Below are 17,071 nucleotides of genomic sequence, written 5' to 3'. Positions count from 1 at the left end.
ACGCCGGCTCAGGCCTCGTGCCCGAGCGGCTCGGTTGCCGCTTCGGCTTCGACGGGCACCTCGTCGGACGCTCGCTCCACGAACCACGCGCGCGCCTCGTCGCCCGCCATCGGCCGCGCGAACAGGTAGCCCTGCACCTCGTCGCAACCGTGCCGGCGCAGGAACGCGAGCTGCTCGGCGGTCTCGACGCCTTCGGCGATGACGCGCAGCTGCAGGTGGTGCGCCAGGCCGACGATGGCCGCGACGATCGCCGCGTCGTCGGGGTCGTCGGCGACGTCGCGCACGAACGACGCGTCGACCTTCAGCCGGTCGACCGGGAAGCGCTTGAGGTACGACAGCGACGAATAGCCGGTACCGAAGTCGTCGATCGACAGGCCCACGCCGAGCGACTTCAGCCGCTGCATCGTCTGCAGGTCGGCCTGCCGGTCGACCAGGATCGACTCGGTGATTTCGAGCTCGAGCCGGCCGGCGCTCAGCCCCGCGCCGGCGAGCGCGCGCTGCACGACGTCGTCGAGGTGCGGGTGGCGGAACTGCCGCGCCGACAGGTTGACCGACACGCCCGGCGGGCGCGCGCCGCGCCGGGGCAGCCGCGCCGCCCAGCGGCAGGCCTCGGCGAGCACCCACTCGCCGACCTCGACGATCAGCCCCGTCTCCTCGAGGATCGGGATGAAGACGGCCGGCGAGACGGCCCCCAGCCGCGCGTTGCGCCAGCGCAGCAGCGCCTCGAAACCGATGACCTCGCCGCCGTCGATCGCGACCTTCGGCTGGTAGTGCACCGCGAACTCGCCGCGCGCGAGCGCACCGCGCAGCTCGTTGCCGAGCTCGAGGCGCTGCTGCGCGCGCGCGCTGATCGCCTGCGTGAAGAACTCGTAGCCGCAGCGGCCGCTCTCCTTCGCGCGGTACATCGCCGCGTCGGCGTTCATCAGCAGCGCGTCGGCGCTGTCGCCGTCGCGCGGGTACAGCGCGATGCCGACGCTGGCGGTGACGTAGACCTCGCGCTCGCCGAGTCGGTAGGGCCGCGACGACTGCTCGAGCACCTTGGCCGCGACGTGCACCGCGTCTTCGTCCCTCGTGAGCCCCTCGGCGATGACGGTGAACTCGTCTCCGCCGAGCCGGCACACGGTGTCGCTGACGCGCACCGCCGCACGCAGCCGCGCGCCGACCTGCCGCAGCAGCTCGTCACCGGTGGCATGGCCGAGCGAGTCGTTGACGTGCTTGAAGTTGTCGAGGTCGACGAACAGCAGCGCGACGCGCTGCTGCTGGCGGTCGGCCGTGTGCAGCGCGTGGGCAAGGCGGTCGCGGAACAGCGTGCGGTTCGGCAGCCCGGTGACGGGGTCGAAGTTGGCCAGATAGGCCAGCCGGTCCTCGTTGCGCTTGCGCTCGGTGACGTCGATGGCAACGCCGATCGCGCCGTTGACGCTGCCGGCGGCGTCGCGCAGCGGCGAGTAGTGTGTTTCGAACACCAGCTGGCCGATCTGCCACGTGCACGCGAAGGCCTCGCCGGCGAGCACGCGGCGCGTGTCGGCAACGACGTCCGGAAACCCCCGGTAGAGCTCGAACACCGACTGGCCGACGACTTCGCCGGGCCGGCGCCCCAGCGCTTGGAGCCCCTTGCCCTCCGACAGCACGAAGCGGCCGTCGGCGTCGAGCATCCACAGCACGACCGGCAGCCCCTCGATGACGCGGCGCAGCGTCTCCTCGCTGCGGTGCAACGCGTGCAGCGTGCGCTCGCGCTCGGTGACGTCCATCACGGTGCCGATCATGCGCAGCGGCCGGCCCTCGCCGTCGAACAGGACTTCGGCGTTCTCGCGCACGACGCGCCCTGCGCCGCCGGGCAGCACGACGCGGTGCGTGAGGTCGTAGGGCTCGCCGGTGGCTAGCGCGCGGCGCACCGCGGCGTCGACGCGCGCGCGGTCGTCGGCGTGGACGCGCTCGAGGAAGGCCTCGTAGCGCGCGGCGAAGCGCTCCGGGTCGACACCGAAGATGCGGTAGATCTCGGGGGACCACTCCAGCCGGTTCTCGGCGATGCGCCAGTCCCAGTGGCCCAGCCCGGCGATGCGCTGCGCGCGCACGAGCCGGTCCTGCGCCTCGGCCATCCGGGCCGCCTGGGCCTGCAGCGCTGCGGCGTGGGCGCGGATCTGGCGGTTCTTGCGCAGCACGACGACGAGCGACGCCGCCAGCGACAGCACGAGCGTGCCGGCCAGCGCGTACAGCACGAGGACGATTTCGTGCTGGTAGCGCTGCACCAGGCTCGGCAGCGGGCGCAGGACCGTCGCGCGCGCGGCGATCGCCGGCGGCAGCGCGATGCCCCAGCGCTGCAGCTCGTGCGCGTCGAACAGGTACTCGTTCGGGCTCGCCTCGATGGGGGGCAGGTCGCGCAGCGGCTGGCCTGCGAGGTGCTGCACGACGAGCTGCGCCGCGGCGCGGCCCTGCGCGGTGCCGCTCGTCACGTAGCCGCCGAGCACGCCCGGCAGCAGGTAGACGTCTTCCATGCTGACCACCGCATGACGCCCGAGCGCGGTGATCGCTGCGATGCTCTCGCGCAGCGTCAGCGGCGTGCCGTCGGCGCCGGTGAGTGCGCCCAGCGTCGTCAGGAACAGGAAGCGCTCATGGCCGGCCTGCACGCCGGCCAGCAGCGCGTCGAGCCGGCGCTCGGCGACGAAGCGCACGCGCACACCGGGGTACCCGGCGAGCTGTGCGCGGATCTCGCGCTCGATCGCGCGGTAGGTCTCGGAGTCGTCGCCGACGACGACGACGTCCGACGCGTCCGGGGCGACGAGCCGCATCAGCTCCAGGTTCGGGCCGATCTCCTTGCGCTCGAACACGCCGGTCACGCGGTCGGGGTCCAGGCGCGCACGCGCCGAGACATCGTTCACGCCCGAGAACACGACCGGGGCGTTCGGGAACACGCGCCGCAGGTGCTCGAGCGCGAACACCAGCGCGTTGTCGTCGGTCACGTAGATGGCGTCCGGCGCGTAGTCGCGGTACTTCTCGGCCAGGTGGTCGGCCACGCGCTGTGCGTAGGCCGCGTCGTACGGCACGCGCTTGGTGTCGAGGTACTCGGCGCGCACCTCGTAGGCGTGGGCCGCGTCGGCGGCCAGCCCGGCGAGGAAACCCTCGTGCTGCCGCCGGGTCCACGGGTACTCCTGACTGTAGGAGTGCAGCACGAACACGTCGCGCGGCCGCGCGGCCTGCGCGTCGGGCGCCGCCGCCAGGCCCGCCCACGCCGCGAGCGCCAGCAGCGCGACGCGCAGCCAGCGGGCGGTGCCGGCGAAGAGTCCGATCCCCATCCGCGCGGTATCGGCCGCTGCGGCCGGGGCTTGATGGCGGCCGGCGCCTCAGCGGCGACTTGCCGCTGCAGGGTGTGCCGCGTTGCCGGGCCGCGGGCGGCAGCCGGGCGCCGGCGCCGGCGGGCGGGGCGCGCTCCGGTCGCCGCCTCGGTCAAGCCTTCGCGCCGCCCCCGCGCCGCAGCAGCGCCCACAGCGCGATCGCGCCGAAGGTCGCGGTGCCGATGCCGCCGAGCGCGAAGTCGCCGAACTTCAGCGTGTAGTCGCCGGTGCCCAGCACCAGCGTGATTGCGGCGACGACGAGGTTGCGGTTGTCGGAGAAGTCGACCTGGTTGTCGACCCAGATCTTGGCACCGGCCACCGCGATCAGGCCGAAGACGACGATCGACACGCCGCCCATCACCGCGAGCGGGATGGCCTGAATCAGCGCACCGAACTTGGGGCTGAAGCCGAGCAGGATCGCGATCAGCGCCGCGACGACGAAGATCGCCGTCGAGTAGATCCGCGTGGCCGCCATCACGCCGATGTTCTCGGCGTAGGTCGTCACGCCGGTGCCGCCCGAGGCGCCCGAAACGATCGTCGCGATGCCGTCGCCGACGAAGGCGCGGCCCATCACCGGGTCGAGGTTGCGCCCCGTCATCGCGCTCACCGCCTTGATGTGGCCCAGGTTCTCGGCCACGAGGATGATCGCCACCGGCGCGATCAGCAGCATCGCCTTCGCGTCGAACACGGGCGCGGCGAAGGTCGGCGCGCCGAACCACGCCGCGCGGGCTACGCCCGAGAAGTCGATCGGCTTGCCCAGCCCGAGGCCGTTGGTCAGCACCGCATAGACGATGCTGGCCACGATCAGCCCGACGAGGATCAGCAGCCGCTGCGTCATCCCGCGCGTGAACACGGCCACGAGCGCGACGCAGACGAACGTGATGCCCTGCATCCACGCGTCGAACGGCGTCGGCGCCATGTTCTTGATCGGGATGCCGGCCAGGTTCAGCCCGATCACGGCCACCACCGCGCCGGTGACCACTGGCGGCATCAGCGTCTCGATCCACTTCGTGCCGGTGGCCATCACGACGAGGCCGATCAGCGTGTAGAGCACGCCGCAGGCCACGATGCCGCCGAGCGCGACGCCCAGGTTGGCGTTGGGCGCCGAGCCGGCGTAGCCGGTGGCGGCGATCACGACGCCGATGAACGCGAAGCTCGAGCCGAGGTAGCTCGGCACCCGGCCGCCGACGACGAAGAAGAAGATCAGCGTGCCGATGCCGCTCATCAGGATCGCGACGTTGGGGTCGAACCCCATCAGGATCGGCGCGAGCACGGTGGCGCCGAACATCGCGATCACGTGCTGCACGCCCATCGCCGCGGTCTGCGGCCACGGCAGCCGCTCGTCGGGCGCGACGACGGCGCCCGGCGCGGGACGCACCTCGCGCCAGCTCAGCAACGAACTCATCGGGATTCCTCCTCGAAAACGGTGTGGGTGTTGTGCGGCGCGCGAGTCTAGCCGCGGACGCGGGCCGGCACTGGGGTGCCGCAGCACCGTCGACTCGAAGCAAGCCATGGGCCGGGGCGATACGATCGCTGGCCATGGACGGTGCCGACCTTCTGCCGAACGTGCACCGCGGCCGGCATCGGCCCGCGGCGGTGCCGGCATCTCGGCGCCGGCTGCGCCGAGGCCCGGGTTGGGCACGCGTGCTCGCCGTGGCGGCTTTCGGCTTTGCGCTCTCGGCGCCGGGTCAAGCCGACGACGCGGCATGGCCGGTGGCCGGCGAGCAAGGGCTGGTGCGATACGTCATCGTGCCGGCGGAGCGGGTGCGCGACCGTGCCGCCTACGCGCGGCAGATCGAACGTCTGTGCGCACAGCGGCCGACCTGCTTCGTGAACTTCTATGCCAACCCCGGCGGCGCGCCGCTCGCGGTGCCGCTGCCCGCCGCCATCGAAGCCGAAGCCACCGCGGTGTACCGCCGCTCGGGCAAGCAGCAGGCCGAGCGCTTCCTGTGGAGCTGCCGCCTGCAGCTGGGCCCCGAGCCCTGCTTCTGACGCGCCCCGCCTGCGGCCGGGGCGAACGGCCTCGGCCGTTGCGCGCCGCGCCGGCCGCGTCAGTCGACCCACTCCGCGCGCACGATGCGCCACTCCTGCGGCCCGTTCAGATTGCGCGAGCAGCCCAGCGGCTCCGGGTCCGCGCCGGGGCGCAGCACGGTGCGCGAACGATCGCCGGTGCCGACGCCCATGAAGTAGCGGTCCAGCCACACGCGCAGCGTGCGCGTCGGGTGCGTGTTGCGCACCTGGATCTGCACGCCGTTGCGCGTCACGCAGGTGCCGGTGGGCTCTTCGACAAACTGCACGTGGCGGCGCGCGTCGTCGTCGGCGTGCGCCGCGGCGGTCAGCCAGGCGGCGAGCAGTGCGGCGGCCGCACGCCGCGCCGGCGCTCGCCACGGGGATGAGGGACGAAGGGTCATCGGGGCAGGCTCCTGCAGGTGGGACGATCGCGCGTCAGGGGCGATCGCCGTCGTTGGCATGCACGCGGATCGTCTGCGTCGCCAGATGCACCTCCACGAGGAAGAACCCCAGCCCGACGACGAGCGCCAGCGTCGAGCCGGTGAACAGCACCCCCTCGAGCCAGCGCAGCCGCAGGGCGAGCATCTCCTCGAGGAACAGTGTGGCGATGACCATGCACACGAGCAGCGCCGCCAGCGTGCACGCCGTGATCGCGGTGCTGGCGAGCCTGCGACGGCGCTCCAGGCCCCGGAGTTCGTCGACGAGCGCCGCCTCGTCGAGGCCGGTGGCATCGAACGGCCGCTCCTTGAGCCGCCGCCCGCGGTCGATGATCCGACCGAGCCGCCCGGTCATCACGTTGAGCATGCCGGCAATGCCGGTGAGCAGGAACGCCGGTGCCAGCGCGAGCTGGATCGCGTGGACGACATCGGGGGCGGGACTGCCGAGCGAGATCACGGGCAAGCGGCGCACGCGGCGGGTGCGCGAGGAAAGGCGACGCACGCCATTGTCAACCGTCCGACGCATCGCCGTGCAGGCAGCCCGGCGCGCGGGCTCGCGCGGGATGTGCCAACGACCGGCGCGGGGCACGGGGGTGACTCGCCAGCGGCGCTGACGCGGTCAGGTCCGCCACACCCGCGGCGCGTGCGCCTCGCGTGTCCACACGACGCGCCGCCACGCCGCCCACACCTCGCGCACGCGCGCCAACGCCGGCTCGACGCGCGCTGCCAGCAGGCGCAGCACGACGACGTGGTCGTTGGGCGCGGTCGCGCCCTGCAACAGTGTCGCGTCGGTGTCGCCGCCGCGCGCGGCTTCCAGCAGCGCGTCGCGCCGCGCGGCATCGATCGGCGTGCCGGCGGCGAACCACAGCGTCGCGAGCACGCGGTGGCCGGCCAGGCCCAGCGGCCCGTCGAGCAGCCGGCGGTCGTCGGCGGCGATGCGGCCGCGTTCGAGCCAGCGGCCGGGCACCTCAAGGTGCTGCAGCACGTGGCCGCCCTCGAACGACTCGCCGGCGGCGGGCAGGCCGAGCGCGAGCAGGTCGCAGCCGATCATCTCGGCGCCCTCGGCGAGCGCGAAGCGCAAGACGTTCTCGGCGCGGCAGCCGCTGTAGGCGATCGCTTCCAGCGGCAGCCACTCGAGGCGGCCGCCGGCGTCCACCGTGGCGTCGACGTGCTGCAGCGCCGGCGCGCCGCTGCTGCGGTAAAAGCGCGTCGCGCCCGGCGTCGTGACGAGGGTGTGCGCGCCGGGCGCCACGTGCAGCGTCACGTCGAGCCGGTCGCCGCCGACGAGGCCGCCGGGCGGGTGCACCAGCACGTGGTGGCACACGCCGGGGCCTTCGGGGTGCAGCGCCTTGAGCACGCGCAGCGGCCCGTCGTGGCGGTCGCGCGCGACGGTGCGCTCGCCGTCGCGGCGGTAGTGCAGCTGCAGGCGGCCGTGCCAGCGCGGCGCATCCGGCGTGGGCGCGGCGCTGGCGTGTGCGGGCGGGACGTGGGCGGTCAACGCCCGGATTGTCGACGAACGCACGACGCGAGGTGGACCCACGCCAGCGGTGCCGCCGCGCATGATCAGGATCACGCCAGCGGCCACGCCCACCCGGCAGCAGCGCGCGTTTGGCCGTTCACTGCGGCAGCGAGGCGCCGCGGGCGGCCGTGACGCCGGCCCAGCGGTAGGCGGTGCCGACGTCCAGATCGAACAGGTCGAGGATGCGCCCGAGCGTGTGGTCGACCATCTCGGCCAGCGAGGCCGGCCGCGCGTAGAACGCCGGCACCGGCGGCGCGACGATCGCTCCCATCTCGGTGACGGCCACCATGTTGCGCAGATGGACCAGCGTCAGCGGCGTCTCGCGTGCGAGCAGCACGAGACGCTTGCGTTCCTTGAGCATCACGTCGGCGGCGCGGCCGATCAGCGTCGTCGTGTGGCCGGTGGCGATTTCGGCCAGCGTCTTCATCGAGCACGGTGCGATCACCATGCCCAGCGTGCGGTACGAGCCGCTCGCGATGCAGGCGCCGACGTCGTCGTTCGCATGCACCTGGTGCGCCAGCGCCTGCACGTCGGCGAGCTTGAGGTCGGTCTCGCTGGCCATCGTCAGCTTCGCGGCGCGGCTGACGACGAGGTGCACCTCCAGCCCGTCGATGCCGCGCAGCAGCTGCAGCAGCCGGTGGCCGTAGACGAATCCCGAGGCGCCGCTGATGCCCACGACGATGCGACGCTGTGCCCCCATGTTCATCCTTCCAACAGCGCCATCCTGCGGCGCGTGCGTCGGCGCGAAGCTGCGCCAGGTCCAGTCCCGGCACTCTATCGTCTTGCGCGACGATGCGCCCGGCGCACAGCAGCCACTTCAGGGTCGGACGCGCGCCGCTGACCACTTGCGCCAGCAATGCCTGGTACGACCCTGCGTTCGACGGTGCCGGCATCGTGATGAACGGCACGACGCCGGTGGCGATGGTCGACAGCAGTGCGCCGAGCGGGCGCTGGATGTCGAGCCGGAACCCCGATTCCAGGAATCAGCGCGAGCGCCAGAACCGCCGGTGCGTCGCGGCGATCTCGGCGGCGACCTCGGGCACCGGCCCGATCACGCGCACGTCTTTCTGCCCGCGCGCGAACACGTCGCGGCAGGGCAGGTCCAGTGTCGGGTTCTCGGCGTGGCTGCCGGTGAGTGCGAGCAGGTCGCGCTCGCTCATGCCGTAGATCACGCGGCCGATGTGCGCCCAGTACTGCGTGCCGGCGCACATCGCGCACGGCTCGACCGTGGTCACCAGCGTGCACGGCCACAGCTCGTCGGCGCCCCAGCGGCGCGACGCCTCGCGCGCGAGCACCGCCTCGGCGTGGTTGACGCTGTCGACGTTGCCCTGCTCCATCAGCACCGTGACGTGGTCGGGCCCGACCAGCAGCGCGCCGAACGGATGGTGCCCGGCGCGCATCGCGCGCTCGGCGAGGGCCTGCGCACGTCGCAGCAGCGCGACGACCTGCTCGCGCGTCGGTTCGGTGCGCGCGTCGGCCATTCAGTGGCTCTGCGAGCCGCGGTGCGCCCACGCCGTGGTGCGCTTCTCGACCAGCGAGAACAGCTCGTACATCAGCATCGCCATGATGCCGACGACGACCAGACCAGCGAACGCCAAGCCCATCTGCATCGAGCTGCCGGCACTGATCAGCAGGTAGCCGATGCCCTCGTTGGCCGCCGTCATCTCCGACACCGTCGTGCCGACGAAGGCCAGCGTGATGGCCACCTTCAGCGAGCCGTAGAAGTAAGGCAGCGAGCGCGGCAGCCCGACCTTGGTCAGCACGTCCCAGCGCTTGGCGCCGAGCACGCGCAGGACGTCCTCGAGCTCGGGCTCGAGCGTCGCGAGGCCCGTCGCGATGTTGACCATGATCGGGAAGAACGAGATCAGGAACGCCGTCAGGATCGCCGGCCCGATGCCGATGCCGAACCACACAACGAGGATCGGCACGAATGCGGCCTTCGGTAGCGCGTTGAACGCCGTCATCAGTGGGTACATCGCGTTGTACGCCAGCCGCGAGCTGCCCATCAGGAAGCCCAGCAGCACGCCGACGACGATCGCGATCGCGAAGCCGGCCATCGTGACCCAGAACGTGCGCCAGGCGTGACCGAGGATGGTGCTGCGGAACTCCCAGAACTGCTCGGCGATGCGCGCCGGGCTCGGGAAGATGAACTCGCTGACGTCGAAGGCGGTGCAGACGAGCTGCCACACGGCCAGTGTGGCGGCCAGCAGGATCAGCGGCGACCAGCGTTCGAGGGTCTTGCGGTGCATCGTGGCCTCACTGCGGCAGCGCCGCACCGACCTTGCCCACCGGCTGGCGGATCGCGCCGATGTGGCCGCGCAGCTCGTGCACGATGTCGGTGAACGCCGGGGTGTAGGTGATCTCGAGGTCGCGCGGGCGCGGCAGGTCGATCTCGCGGCGCACGATCATGCGCCCCGGGCTCTTGCTCATCACGTAGACGGTGTCGGCGAGGAACACGCTCTCGCGCAGGTCGTGCGTGACGAGGATCACGTTGAACTTCTGCGCCGCCTGCAGGTCGCGCAGCGCGCACCACAGCTCCTCGCGTGTGAACGCGTCGAGCGCGCCGAACGGCTCGTCGAGCAGCAGCATCTTGGGCTCGTGGATCAGCGCGCGGCAGATGCTCGCGCGCTGCTGCATGCCGCCCGACAGCTGCCACGGGAACTTGTCCTCGTAGCCGCCGAGGCCGACGCTTTGCAGCAGCCGGCGGGCCTTGTCGGCATACTCGGCACGCTTGGCGCGGAAGTTCGAGCGGTATGGCTCGACGATCTCGAGCGGCAGCAGCACGTTGTCGAGCGTCGTGCGCCACGGCAGCAGGCTCGGCGCCTGGAACGCCATGCCGGTGATCTTCAGCGGCCCGTCGACTTCGCGCCCGTCGATGACGACGGTGCCCTTGCTTGGCCGCTTCAGGCCGGTGGCGAGCTTCATGAACGTGCTCTTGCCGCAGCCCGACGGGCCGACGATGGCGATGAACTCGCCCGCGCTGACCTGCAGCGTGATGTCCTCGACGGCGAACTGCCCCTTGGCGAGCAGGTCGTCGTTGTACGCCAGCCAGACGTTGCGGAAATCGACGAAGGCACGCGCGCCGCCGGCAACGGCGTGGCCGACGGTGGCGGCCATCACTTGCGCGCCGTCGCGAAGATGTTGCGCTCGGCCGCCGGCGGCAGGAAGCTGCCGTTCCACACCGCATCGGGGTTGATGCGCTCCTTGGTCGCGAACGCGTCGGCGACCTGGCTCGCCATCAGCGCCAGGCGCGGCCCCATCACGTTGCCGAAGCCCTCGGCCTTCGCGTCTGGGGTCAGGACGGTGGCATCGAGCGCGAGCTGCAGGCGCCGCAGCTCGAGCGCCTCGTTGATGATGCCGTCGCGCGCCTTGACGTAGGCGATCGCACCCTTCGGGTCGGCGATCACGTCCTTCACGCCCTTCGTGAACGCGCGCAGGAACCCGCGCACCGCCTCTGGGTTGCTCTTGAGGAAGGTCTCCGAGACGATGATCGCGTTGCCGTACAGCTTCACCCCGTACTGCGGGTACGGCAGGATCACGACGTCGTCGGCCTTGACGCCGCGCGCCTCGAGGTTGAGCAGCGACGTGAACGAGAAGCCGGTGATCGCATCGATGTCGCCACGCACGAGCATCGTCTCGCGCAGCGGCGGGTCCATCGACGTCCAGCTGACGTTGGAGACGTTGTTGGCCTTCGCGAAGATCGGCCACGCCTTGCGGCCGGCGTCGAACACCGGTGCGCCCAGCTTTTTGCCGTTGAGGTCGGCCGGGCTCTTGATGCCGCTCTTCTTCAGCGCGAGCACCGCCGCCGGGGTGTTGTTGTAGACCATCATCACCGCCACCGGCTTGTTCGGCGCGGTGGGGTTGTTGGCGTGAAATTCCATCAGCGCCGCGAGGTCGGCGAAGCCCATGTCGTAGGTGCCGCTGGCCACGCGCGTGACGGTGCCGCCCGAGCCGTTGCCGGCGTCGATCGTCACGTTGAGCTTCTCGTCCTTGAAGTAGCCCTTGGCCGCCGGGGTCAGGAACAGTGCCGAGGGGCCTTCGAAACGCCAGTCGAGCTGGAACTTGATCGCGGTCTCCTGCGCGTGGGCGTGCAGGCCCACACCGGCGAGCAGCGCGGTGGCAGTGGCGACGAGGGCGCGGCGGATCGGGGAACGCAAGGTCATGGCGAGACTCCGGGGGTGGTTCAGGGCTTCGGGCGGGGTCTGCAAATTCTGTGCGCAGGGTGCCCGGGTGCTGCACCATGGTGAACCCGGAGATAGCCCTGTCGTGGTGCTGGCGCGATCACTCCTGGTGCAGCAGGTCGAACAAGGTGCGTGCGACGACCTTCGTCGCGCGGCGCAGGTCGTCGAGCACGATGTGTTCGTCGGCGCGCTTGGCGTTGCTCTCGCGCACGGTGCGCGGCCCGGCGCCGTAGATCGCGGCCGGCACGCCGGCGGCGCCGTACAGGCGCACGTCGGTGTACAGCGGCGTGCCGCTGGTCGGGATCGGCTCGCCGAACACGGCCTGACCGTGCCGCTGCAGCGCGGCCACCAGTGCGGCGTTGCGGGGGTCGGGCTTCCACGCGTGCGCGAGCAGCAGGCGGCGGATCTCGACGCGGATGCCGGGCACCGCGGCGGCGGCCTCGGAGATCAGACGGCGCAGGTCGGCCTCGACCTGCGCCGGATCTTCTTCGGGGATCATGCGGCGGTCGAGCTTGAGCACGACCTTGCCCGGCACGACGTTGGTGTTGGTGCCACCCTCGATGCGCCCGACGTTGAGATACGGGTGCGTGATGCCGGGCACGCCCGACGTGACGCCCTTGTAGAGATCGTTCTGCCGGTACAGCGCGTTCAGGATCGCGACCGCGCCCTGCAGCGCGTCGATGCCGGTGTGCGGGATTGCGGCGTGCGCCATCTCGCCGAGCACCGTGACTTCCAGCTGCAGGCAGCCGTTGTGCGCGATGACGACCTGGTAGCTGAAGCCGGCGGCGATCAGCAGGTCGGGCTTCGTGAGACCGTGCGACAGCAGCCAGCCCGGGCCGAGCTCGCCACCGAACTCCTCGTCATAGGTGAAGTGCAGCTCGACGCCACCGCGGGCCGGTGCGCCGAGCGCGTCGCAGACGGCTTCGAGCGCGCGCACCGCGTGCAGGTAGGTCGTGAAGTCGCTCTTGCTGACGGCGGCGGCGCGGCCGTAGAGCTTGCCGTCCACGACCTCGCCGCCGTAGGGGTCGTGCGTCCAGCCCTCGCCGGGCGGCACGACGTCGCCGTGCGCATTGAGCGCGATCGTCGGCCCGCCGGGCGCGTAGCGGCGGCGCACGATCAGGTTGGTGATCGACTGCAGGCCGTGGGCCTTGACCTCGTCGGCCGGCACCGGGTGCTTCTCGACGGCCCAGCCCAGCGGTGCGATCAGCTCGGCGGTGAGCTCGGCGTGCGGCGCGTTGTTGCCCGGTGGCGTGTCGGTAGGCACACGCACGAGTTCCTGCAGCAGGCGCACCTGCTCGTCGAAGTGCGCGTCGACCCAGGCGTCGAGTCGTTCGTGGGCGGGGTTCATGCCGTTTCGGCCAGTTGGTCGAGCAGGTGCTGGAACGCGCGCACCGCGAGCTCGATGTCGTCGTTGGTGCTCGATTCGAGCGGGTTGTGGCTGATGCCGGCGTTCAGGCCGCGCACGAACAGCATCGCCTGCGGCATTACCTCGTGCAGCTTCATCGCGTCGTGGCCGGCGCCGCTGGGCATGCGGTGCACCGGCAGGCCGAGCGCGGCCACCGCGTTCTCCCAGCGCCGCTGCCATACCGGGTCGCTCGGTGCCGCGGCGGCGCGCATCGTCTCCTCGAGCGTGTACGTCAGACCGCGCTGGCGGCAGATGCGCTCGAGCTCGGCGGTCACGTCGGCGACGCAGGCATCGCGCGCCGCGTCGGTCGTCGCGCGGATGTCGAGGCTGAAGCGGCAGCGCCCCGGCACGACGTTGATCGAACCGGCGGGCACCTCGAGCTGGCCCATCGTGCCGACGACGTCGGGCACCGCGGCGGCGCGCTGCTCGAGGTAGACGGCGATCTGCGCGACGGCCACCGCCGCGTCGCGGCGGCGGTCCATCGGCGTCGTGCCGGCGTGGCTGGCCATGCCGATGACTTCGCCGAGGAAGCGCACGCTGCCGTTGATCGACGTGACGACGCCCAGCGGCAGGTCGAGTTCGTTGAGCACTGGCCCCTGCTCGATGTGCACCTCGACGAAGCCGAGGTAGCGCGCCGGGTCGCGCTTGAGCGCCACGATCGCGTCCATCGTGCCCGGCAGGCCGGCGGCGCGCATCGCGTCGCGCATCGTGATGCCGTCGGCGTCGGCCTGGCCGAGCCAGGCGGGGTCGAAGTGGCCGGTGAGCGCACCCGAGCCGAGGAAGGTGGCCTTGTAGCGCTGGCCCTCTTCCTCGGCGAAGGCGACGACTTCGAGACCGAACGGCAGCCGCCGCCCGGCGCGATGCAGTTCGCGCACGCAGGCCATCGGCACGAAGATGCCGAGCCGCCCGTCGTATTTGCCGGCGTTGCGCACCGTGTCGTAGTGGCTGCCGGTCAGCAGCCGCTTCGCGCCGGCGTCGCGGCCGTGGTAGACGCCGACGACGTTGCCCACCGCGTCGATCGACACCTCGTCGAAGCCGGCGTGCTTCATCCATGCCTGCAGCCGGTGCGCGCAGGCGCGGTGCGCGTCGGTGAGGTAGGTCACCGTCAGCTGGCCGTGCTCCTTGAAGCCGGGGTCGCTCTCGGTGGCGAGTTCCTCGGCCCAGTCCCACACCAGGTTGCCGAGCTCGGGCGTGACACCGAACTTGTCGTTCAGGCGGATCTCGGCGATGCGGTGGACGTGGCGCAGGCACTCGGCGAACTCGAAGTCCGGGTGGCCGGCCAGCCGCCGTTCGAACGTGGCGATGATCTCGGCGCGCGTGAGGCCGGTGCCGCGTGGCCCGCGCACCGCGAGGATGAACGGCCAGCCGAACTTGGCGTTGTACTCGGCGTTCAGGCGCTGGATCTTCGCGAACTCGTCGGGCGTGCAGTCGGTGAGGCCGGCCTTGCCCTGCTCGTGCGTCGACTCGGCGGTCAGCGTTCTCGCGACCATCGCCTTGCCGGCGAGCTCGGGATGCGCGCGGATCAGCGCGAGCTGCGCGTCGTGCCCGGCGTCACGCAGCACCTCGACGAGCGCGTGCTTGAGCGCAGCCAGGCTCGCGAACGGGCGCCGGTGCCACGCACGCTCGGCAATCCACGGCGAGTGCTCGTAGGTGCCGTCGAGCAGCGCGACGAACTCGGGCTGCGAGGCGGCGTTCAGCTGGTCGAGGGTCAGCGGCATCGGGCCTCCTGCCGGGCCGCCCCAAGGGAGGCCCGCGCCCCCTCGGGGGGCAGCGAACGAAGTGAGCGTGGGGGCATGGGCTTCATTCCCAGACGAAGGCGGTGGCCGCGTCGAACGGGTGCGTGGCTTTCCAGTGCCGGGCGATGTCGATGCGCCGCGCGACCCACACGCGATCGTGCGCCTCGATGTGGTCGAGGAAGCGCTGCAGCGCGCGCATGCGCCCGGGGCGGCCGAGCAGGCGGCAGTGCATGCCGATGCTCATCATGGCCGGGCGCTCCGCGCCTTCGGCCCAGTGCACGTCGAACGCATCGCGCAGGTACTCGAAGAACTCGTCGCCGTGGCTGAAGCCCTGCGGCAGCGCGAAGCGCATGTCGTTGCAGTCGAGCGTGTACGGCACGACCAGGTGCGGCGCCAGCGTGCCGTCGCTCTTGCGCACCTGCAGCCACAACGGCAGGTCGTCGCCGTAGTAGTCGCTGTCGTATTCGAAGCCGCCGTGGTCGGCGACGAGGCGGCGCGTGTTCGGGCTGTCGCGGCCGGTGTACCAGCCCAGCGGGCGCTGCCCCGTCAGCCTTTCGACGATCTGCATGCCGATGCGCAGGTGCTCGCGCTCGGTGGCCTCGTCGACGTTCTGATAATGGATCCAGCGCCAGCCGTGGCACGCGATCTCGTGGCCGAGCTCGACGAAGGCGGCGGTCACGTCAGGGCAGCGCTCGAGCGCCATCGACACGCCGAACACCGTCAGCGGCAGGCCGCGGCGCTCGAACTCGCGCAGGATGCGCCACACGCCCACCCTCGAGCCGTACTCGTAGATCGACTCCATCGACAGGTGGCGCGCCGGGTAGGCCGCGGGGTTGAACATCTCCGACAGGAAGACTTCGCTTGCGGCGTCGCCGTGCAGCACGCTGTTCTCGCCGCCTTCCTCGAAGTTGAGGACGAACTGCACCGCGACGCGCGCCTGGCCGGGCCAGTGCGGGTGCGGCGGGTTGCGGCCGTAGCCGGCGAGGTCGCGCGGGTAGCGGCCGGGGTTCGAAGGGGCGGGGGTCATCGTGGCTTCGAGGGGTTCAGGCACGCGGCGGGCGCAGCGCGGCGGCGAGGTCGGGCACGCGCGGGTCCAGGTGCAGGTTGTGCTCGACGCTGTGCAGGTGGTGCGACATCAGCTTGACGGCGGCCTTGCCGTCGCGTTGCGCGAGCGCGTCGACGATGCGCTCGTGCTCGGCGTGCGAGACCTCGGCCGAGTGCGACGACTGGTACATCAGCGCGATCAGCGACGAGCGGCGCAGCAGGTCGGCCAGCAGTTCGGCGAGCACGTCGTTGCCGAGGAGGCGTGCGAGCACGACGTGGAAGTCGGCGAGCAGCCGCGTGCGGCCCGGCACGTCGGTGCGTGCGAGCGCCTCGCGCTCGGCACGCAGGTGCGCGCGCAGTTCGGCGAGCTGCGTGTCGGTGATGCTGGTGGCGAGCCGCTGCACGAGCGCGGCCTCGAGCATCGCGCGCACCTCGAACACCTGGCGCGCTTCCTCGACACTGGGCGTCGCGACGAAGGCGCCGCGCGCGGGCTCGAGCGTGACGAGGTGGTCGCGGCTGAGCTGGTTCAGGGCCTGGCGCACGACGGTGCGCGAGACGCCGAAGATGTCGGCGATGGGCTGCTCGGCGAGCTTGGTGCCCGGCATCAGGCGGCGTTCGACGATCGCCGTCGTGACCGACTCGACGATGCGCTGCGTCGTCGACGCCTCGGCGGCCTTCGTGCGCCGCGCGGCGCCGCGACGGCCGCCGGTGGCGTCGACGACCTGGAGCTGGGCACGGCTGCGCGGCATGGGGCGGGGCGGCGTCGATTGACGTGTGTGCTCAAGTGTATACACTCGGTCGCGACGCGCAAGTGCTGCGCGTTCAGGGTTCTCCCTCGATATCCGACTCTCCACCGCACCGCGACGCCGCACCCCGCGTCGCCCCGAGGCACACACGATGGGCAAACTGACCACGCACGTTCTCGACACCGCCAACGGCTGCCCCGCGGCCGGCATGCGCGTCACGCTGCTGCGACTCGACGGCGGCGAGCGCGTGCTCAAGACCGTGGTGCTGAACCACGACGGCCGCGCCGACGCGCCGCTGCTCGAGGGCGAGGCGCTGCAGCGCGGCCGCTACCGGCTCGTGTTCGCAGTGGCAGCGTACTTCCGCGGCCGCGGCGCCGCGCTTCCCGAGCCGCCGTTCCTCGACGAGGTGCCGATCGAGTTCGGCATCGCCGATGCGGCGGCCCACTACCACGTGCCGCTGCTGGCCAGTCCGTGGAGCTACGGCACCTACCGCGGCAGCTGAGCGGCAGGCGGCGGGCAGTGCTCCTTCGATGCCCCCGCCCGGCGGCATCGATGACGTCGCGCGACCCTCAGTTTTGACTGCCGCGCGACGAAGTGGCAGGGTAAACCCGTGCGGCATCGTGCACCGTCGTGTATACACTTTGCCGACGTCGCCGCGGCGCCC

The 17,071-nt window shown here is 71.7% G+C and carries 16 protein-coding genes; 2 read left to right on the top strand and 14 right to left on the bottom strand.

What is annotated here, in order from left to right:
* Positions 1-8: 8 nt before the first annotated feature.
* Positions 9-3,290, bottom strand: coding sequence for an EAL domain-containing protein (locus DRV96_RS05360; RefSeq protein ID WP_119288577.1), 3,282 nt, complete (start codon positions 3,288-3,290; stop codon positions 9-11).
* 151 nt (positions 3,291-3,441) lie between these two features.
* Positions 3,442-4,734: a solute carrier family 23 protein gene (locus tag DRV96_RS05355; protein ID WP_119288574.1), complete on the bottom strand. Its 1,293-nt coding sequence runs from the start codon at positions 4,732-4,734 to the stop codon at positions 3,442-3,444.
* Between the two features lie 134 nt (positions 4,735-4,868).
* Here DRV96_RS05355 and DRV96_RS05350 point away from each other — a divergent pair, with 134 nt between their 5' ends.
* Positions 4,869-5,321: a hypothetical protein gene (locus tag DRV96_RS05350; RefSeq protein WP_210756974.1), complete on the top strand. Its 453-nt coding sequence runs from the start codon at positions 4,869-4,871 to the stop codon at positions 5,319-5,321.
* A 59-nt stretch (positions 5,322-5,380) separates the two neighbouring features.
* On the opposite strand, the gene DRV96_RS05345 is transcribed toward DRV96_RS05350, so the two are convergent.
* From DRV96_RS05345 to DRV96_RS05290, 12 genes are all read right to left on the bottom strand, one after another.
* Positions 5,381-5,740, bottom strand: a complete 360-nt coding sequence (locus DRV96_RS05345) for a hypothetical protein (protein WP_119288572.1) — start codon at positions 5,738-5,740, stop codon at positions 5,381-5,383.
* 34 nt (positions 5,741-5,774) lie between these two features.
* Positions 5,775-6,365 (bottom strand): DUF2721 domain-containing protein, encoded by a 591-nt coding sequence (locus DRV96_RS05340; RefSeq protein ID WP_235823296.1) that lies wholly within the window; start codon positions 6,363-6,365, stop codon positions 5,775-5,777.
* A gap of 30 nt (positions 6,366-6,395) precedes the next feature.
* A complete protein-coding gene (locus DRV96_RS05335; protein ID WP_235823295.1) occupies positions 6,396-7,274 on the bottom strand; it encodes an urease accessory protein UreD in 879 nt (292 codons plus the stop codon).
* Between the two features lie 118 nt (positions 7,275-7,392).
* Positions 7,393-7,995, bottom strand: a complete 603-nt coding sequence (locus DRV96_RS05330) for a UbiX family flavin prenyltransferase (protein ID WP_119288703.1) — start codon at positions 7,993-7,995, stop codon at positions 7,393-7,395.
* A gap of 283 nt (positions 7,996-8,278) precedes the next feature.
* A complete protein-coding gene (locus DRV96_RS05325; RefSeq protein WP_119288568.1) occupies positions 8,279-8,776 on the bottom strand; it encodes a nucleoside deaminase in 498 nt (165 codons plus the stop codon).
* The gene (locus DRV96_RS05320) at positions 8,777-9,544 is read right to left on the bottom strand and encodes an ABC transporter permease (protein ID WP_119288701.1); all 768 of its coding nucleotides are present in this window, start codon (positions 9,542-9,544) and stop codon (positions 8,777-8,779) included.
* A 7-nt stretch (positions 9,545-9,551) separates the two neighbouring features.
* Positions 9,552-10,412 carry an ABC transporter ATP-binding protein gene (locus tag DRV96_RS05315; protein ID WP_119288566.1) on the bottom strand — a complete coding sequence of 287 codons (861 nt, stop codon included), beginning with the start codon at positions 10,410-10,412 and terminating at the stop codon, positions 9,552-9,554.
* Positions 10,412-11,458, bottom strand: coding sequence for an ABC transporter substrate-binding protein (locus tag DRV96_RS05310; RefSeq protein ID WP_119288563.1), 1,047 nt, complete (start codon positions 11,456-11,458; stop codon positions 10,412-10,414). The genes DRV96_RS05315 and DRV96_RS05310 overlap by 1 nt, the downstream gene beginning before the upstream one ends.
* Positions 11,459-11,576: 118 nt before the next feature.
* Positions 11,577-12,824, bottom strand: a complete 1,248-nt coding sequence (locus tag DRV96_RS05305) for a M20/M25/M40 family metallo-hydrolase (RefSeq protein ID WP_119288561.1) — start codon at positions 12,822-12,824, stop codon at positions 11,577-11,579.
* The gene (gene uraD / locus DRV96_RS05300; RefSeq protein WP_119288559.1) at positions 12,821-14,599 is read right to left on the bottom strand and encodes a 2-oxo-4-hydroxy-4-carboxy-5-ureidoimidazoline decarboxylase; all 1,779 of its coding nucleotides are present in this window, start codon (positions 14,597-14,599) and stop codon (positions 12,821-12,823) included. Before uraD ends, DRV96_RS05305 begins: the two co-directional genes overlap by 4 nt.
* 82 nt (positions 14,600-14,681) lie before the next feature.
* A complete protein-coding gene (gene puuE, locus DRV96_RS05295; protein WP_119288557.1) occupies positions 14,682-15,644 on the bottom strand; it encodes an allantoinase PuuE in 963 nt (320 codons plus the stop codon).
* A gap of 16 nt (positions 15,645-15,660) precedes the next feature.
* Entirely contained in the window at positions 15,661-16,410 is a 750-nt protein-coding gene (locus tag DRV96_RS05290) for a GntR family transcriptional regulator (RefSeq protein WP_119288555.1), read from the bottom strand.
* A 148-nt stretch (positions 16,411-16,558) separates the two neighbouring features.
* Here DRV96_RS05290 and uraH point away from each other — a divergent pair, with 148 nt between their 5' ends.
* Positions 16,559-16,909, top strand: coding sequence for a hydroxyisourate hydrolase (uraH, locus tag DRV96_RS05285; RefSeq protein WP_119288552.1), 351 nt, complete (start codon positions 16,559-16,561; stop codon positions 16,907-16,909).
* Positions 16,910-17,071 lie beyond the last annotated feature (162 nt).

It is taken from the genome of Azohydromonas sediminis (genome assembly GCF_003574675.1).
Lineage (GTDB): Bacteria > Pseudomonadota > Gammaproteobacteria > Burkholderiales > Burkholderiaceae_C > Calidifontimicrobium > Calidifontimicrobium sediminis.
Note: the sequence above shows the minus strand (reverse complement) of the source record. Positions and strands in the feature narration are given on the sequence as shown.

Coding starts and splice junctions, on each gene's coding strand:
- DRV96_RS05310 (WP_119288563.1), bottom strand. CDS start 11,458: ATGACCTTGCGTTCCCCGATCCGCCGCGCCCTCGTCGCCACTGCCACC.
- DRV96_RS05315 (WP_119288566.1), bottom strand. CDS start 10,412: ATGGCCGCCACCGTCGGCCACGCCGTTGCCGGCGGCGCGCGTGCCTTC.
- DRV96_RS05360 (WP_119288577.1), bottom strand. CDS start 3,290: ATGGGGATCGGACTCTTCGCCGGCACCGCCCGCTGGCTGCGCGTCGCG.
- DRV96_RS05350 (WP_210756974.1), top strand. CDS start 4,869: ATGGACGGTGCCGACCTTCTGCCGAACGTGCACCGCGGCCGGCATCGG.
- uraD (WP_119288559.1), bottom strand. CDS start 14,599: ATGCCGCTGACCCTCGACCAGCTGAACGCCGCCTCGCAGCCCGAGTTC.
- DRV96_RS05330 (WP_119288703.1), bottom strand. CDS start 7,995: ATGGGGGCACAGCGTCGCATCGTCGTGGGCATCAGCGGCGCCTCGGGA.
- DRV96_RS05325 (WP_119288568.1), bottom strand. CDS start 8,776: ATGGCCGACGCGCGCACCGAACCGACGCGCGAGCAGGTCGTCGCGCTG.
- DRV96_RS05355 (WP_119288574.1), bottom strand. CDS start 4,734: ATGAGTTCGTTGCTGAGCTGGCGCGAGGTGCGTCCCGCGCCGGGCGCC.
- DRV96_RS05320 (WP_119288701.1), bottom strand. CDS start 9,544: ATGCACCGCAAGACCCTCGAACGCTGGTCGCCGCTGATCCTGCTGGCC.
- DRV96_RS05305 (WP_119288561.1), bottom strand. CDS start 12,824: ATGAACCCCGCCCACGAACGACTCGACGCCTGGGTCGACGCGCACTTC.
- DRV96_RS05290 (WP_119288555.1), bottom strand. CDS start 16,410: ATGCCGCGCAGCCGTGCCCAGCTCCAGGTCGTCGACGCCACCGGCGGC.
- puuE (WP_119288557.1), bottom strand. CDS start 15,644: ATGACCCCCGCCCCTTCGAACCCCGGCCGCTACCCGCGCGACCTCGCC.
- uraH (WP_119288552.1), top strand. CDS start 16,559: ATGGGCAAACTGACCACGCACGTTCTCGACACCGCCAACGGCTGCCCC.
- DRV96_RS05345 (WP_119288572.1), bottom strand. CDS start 5,740: ATGACCCTTCGTCCCTCATCCCCGTGGCGAGCGCCGGCGCGGCGTGCG.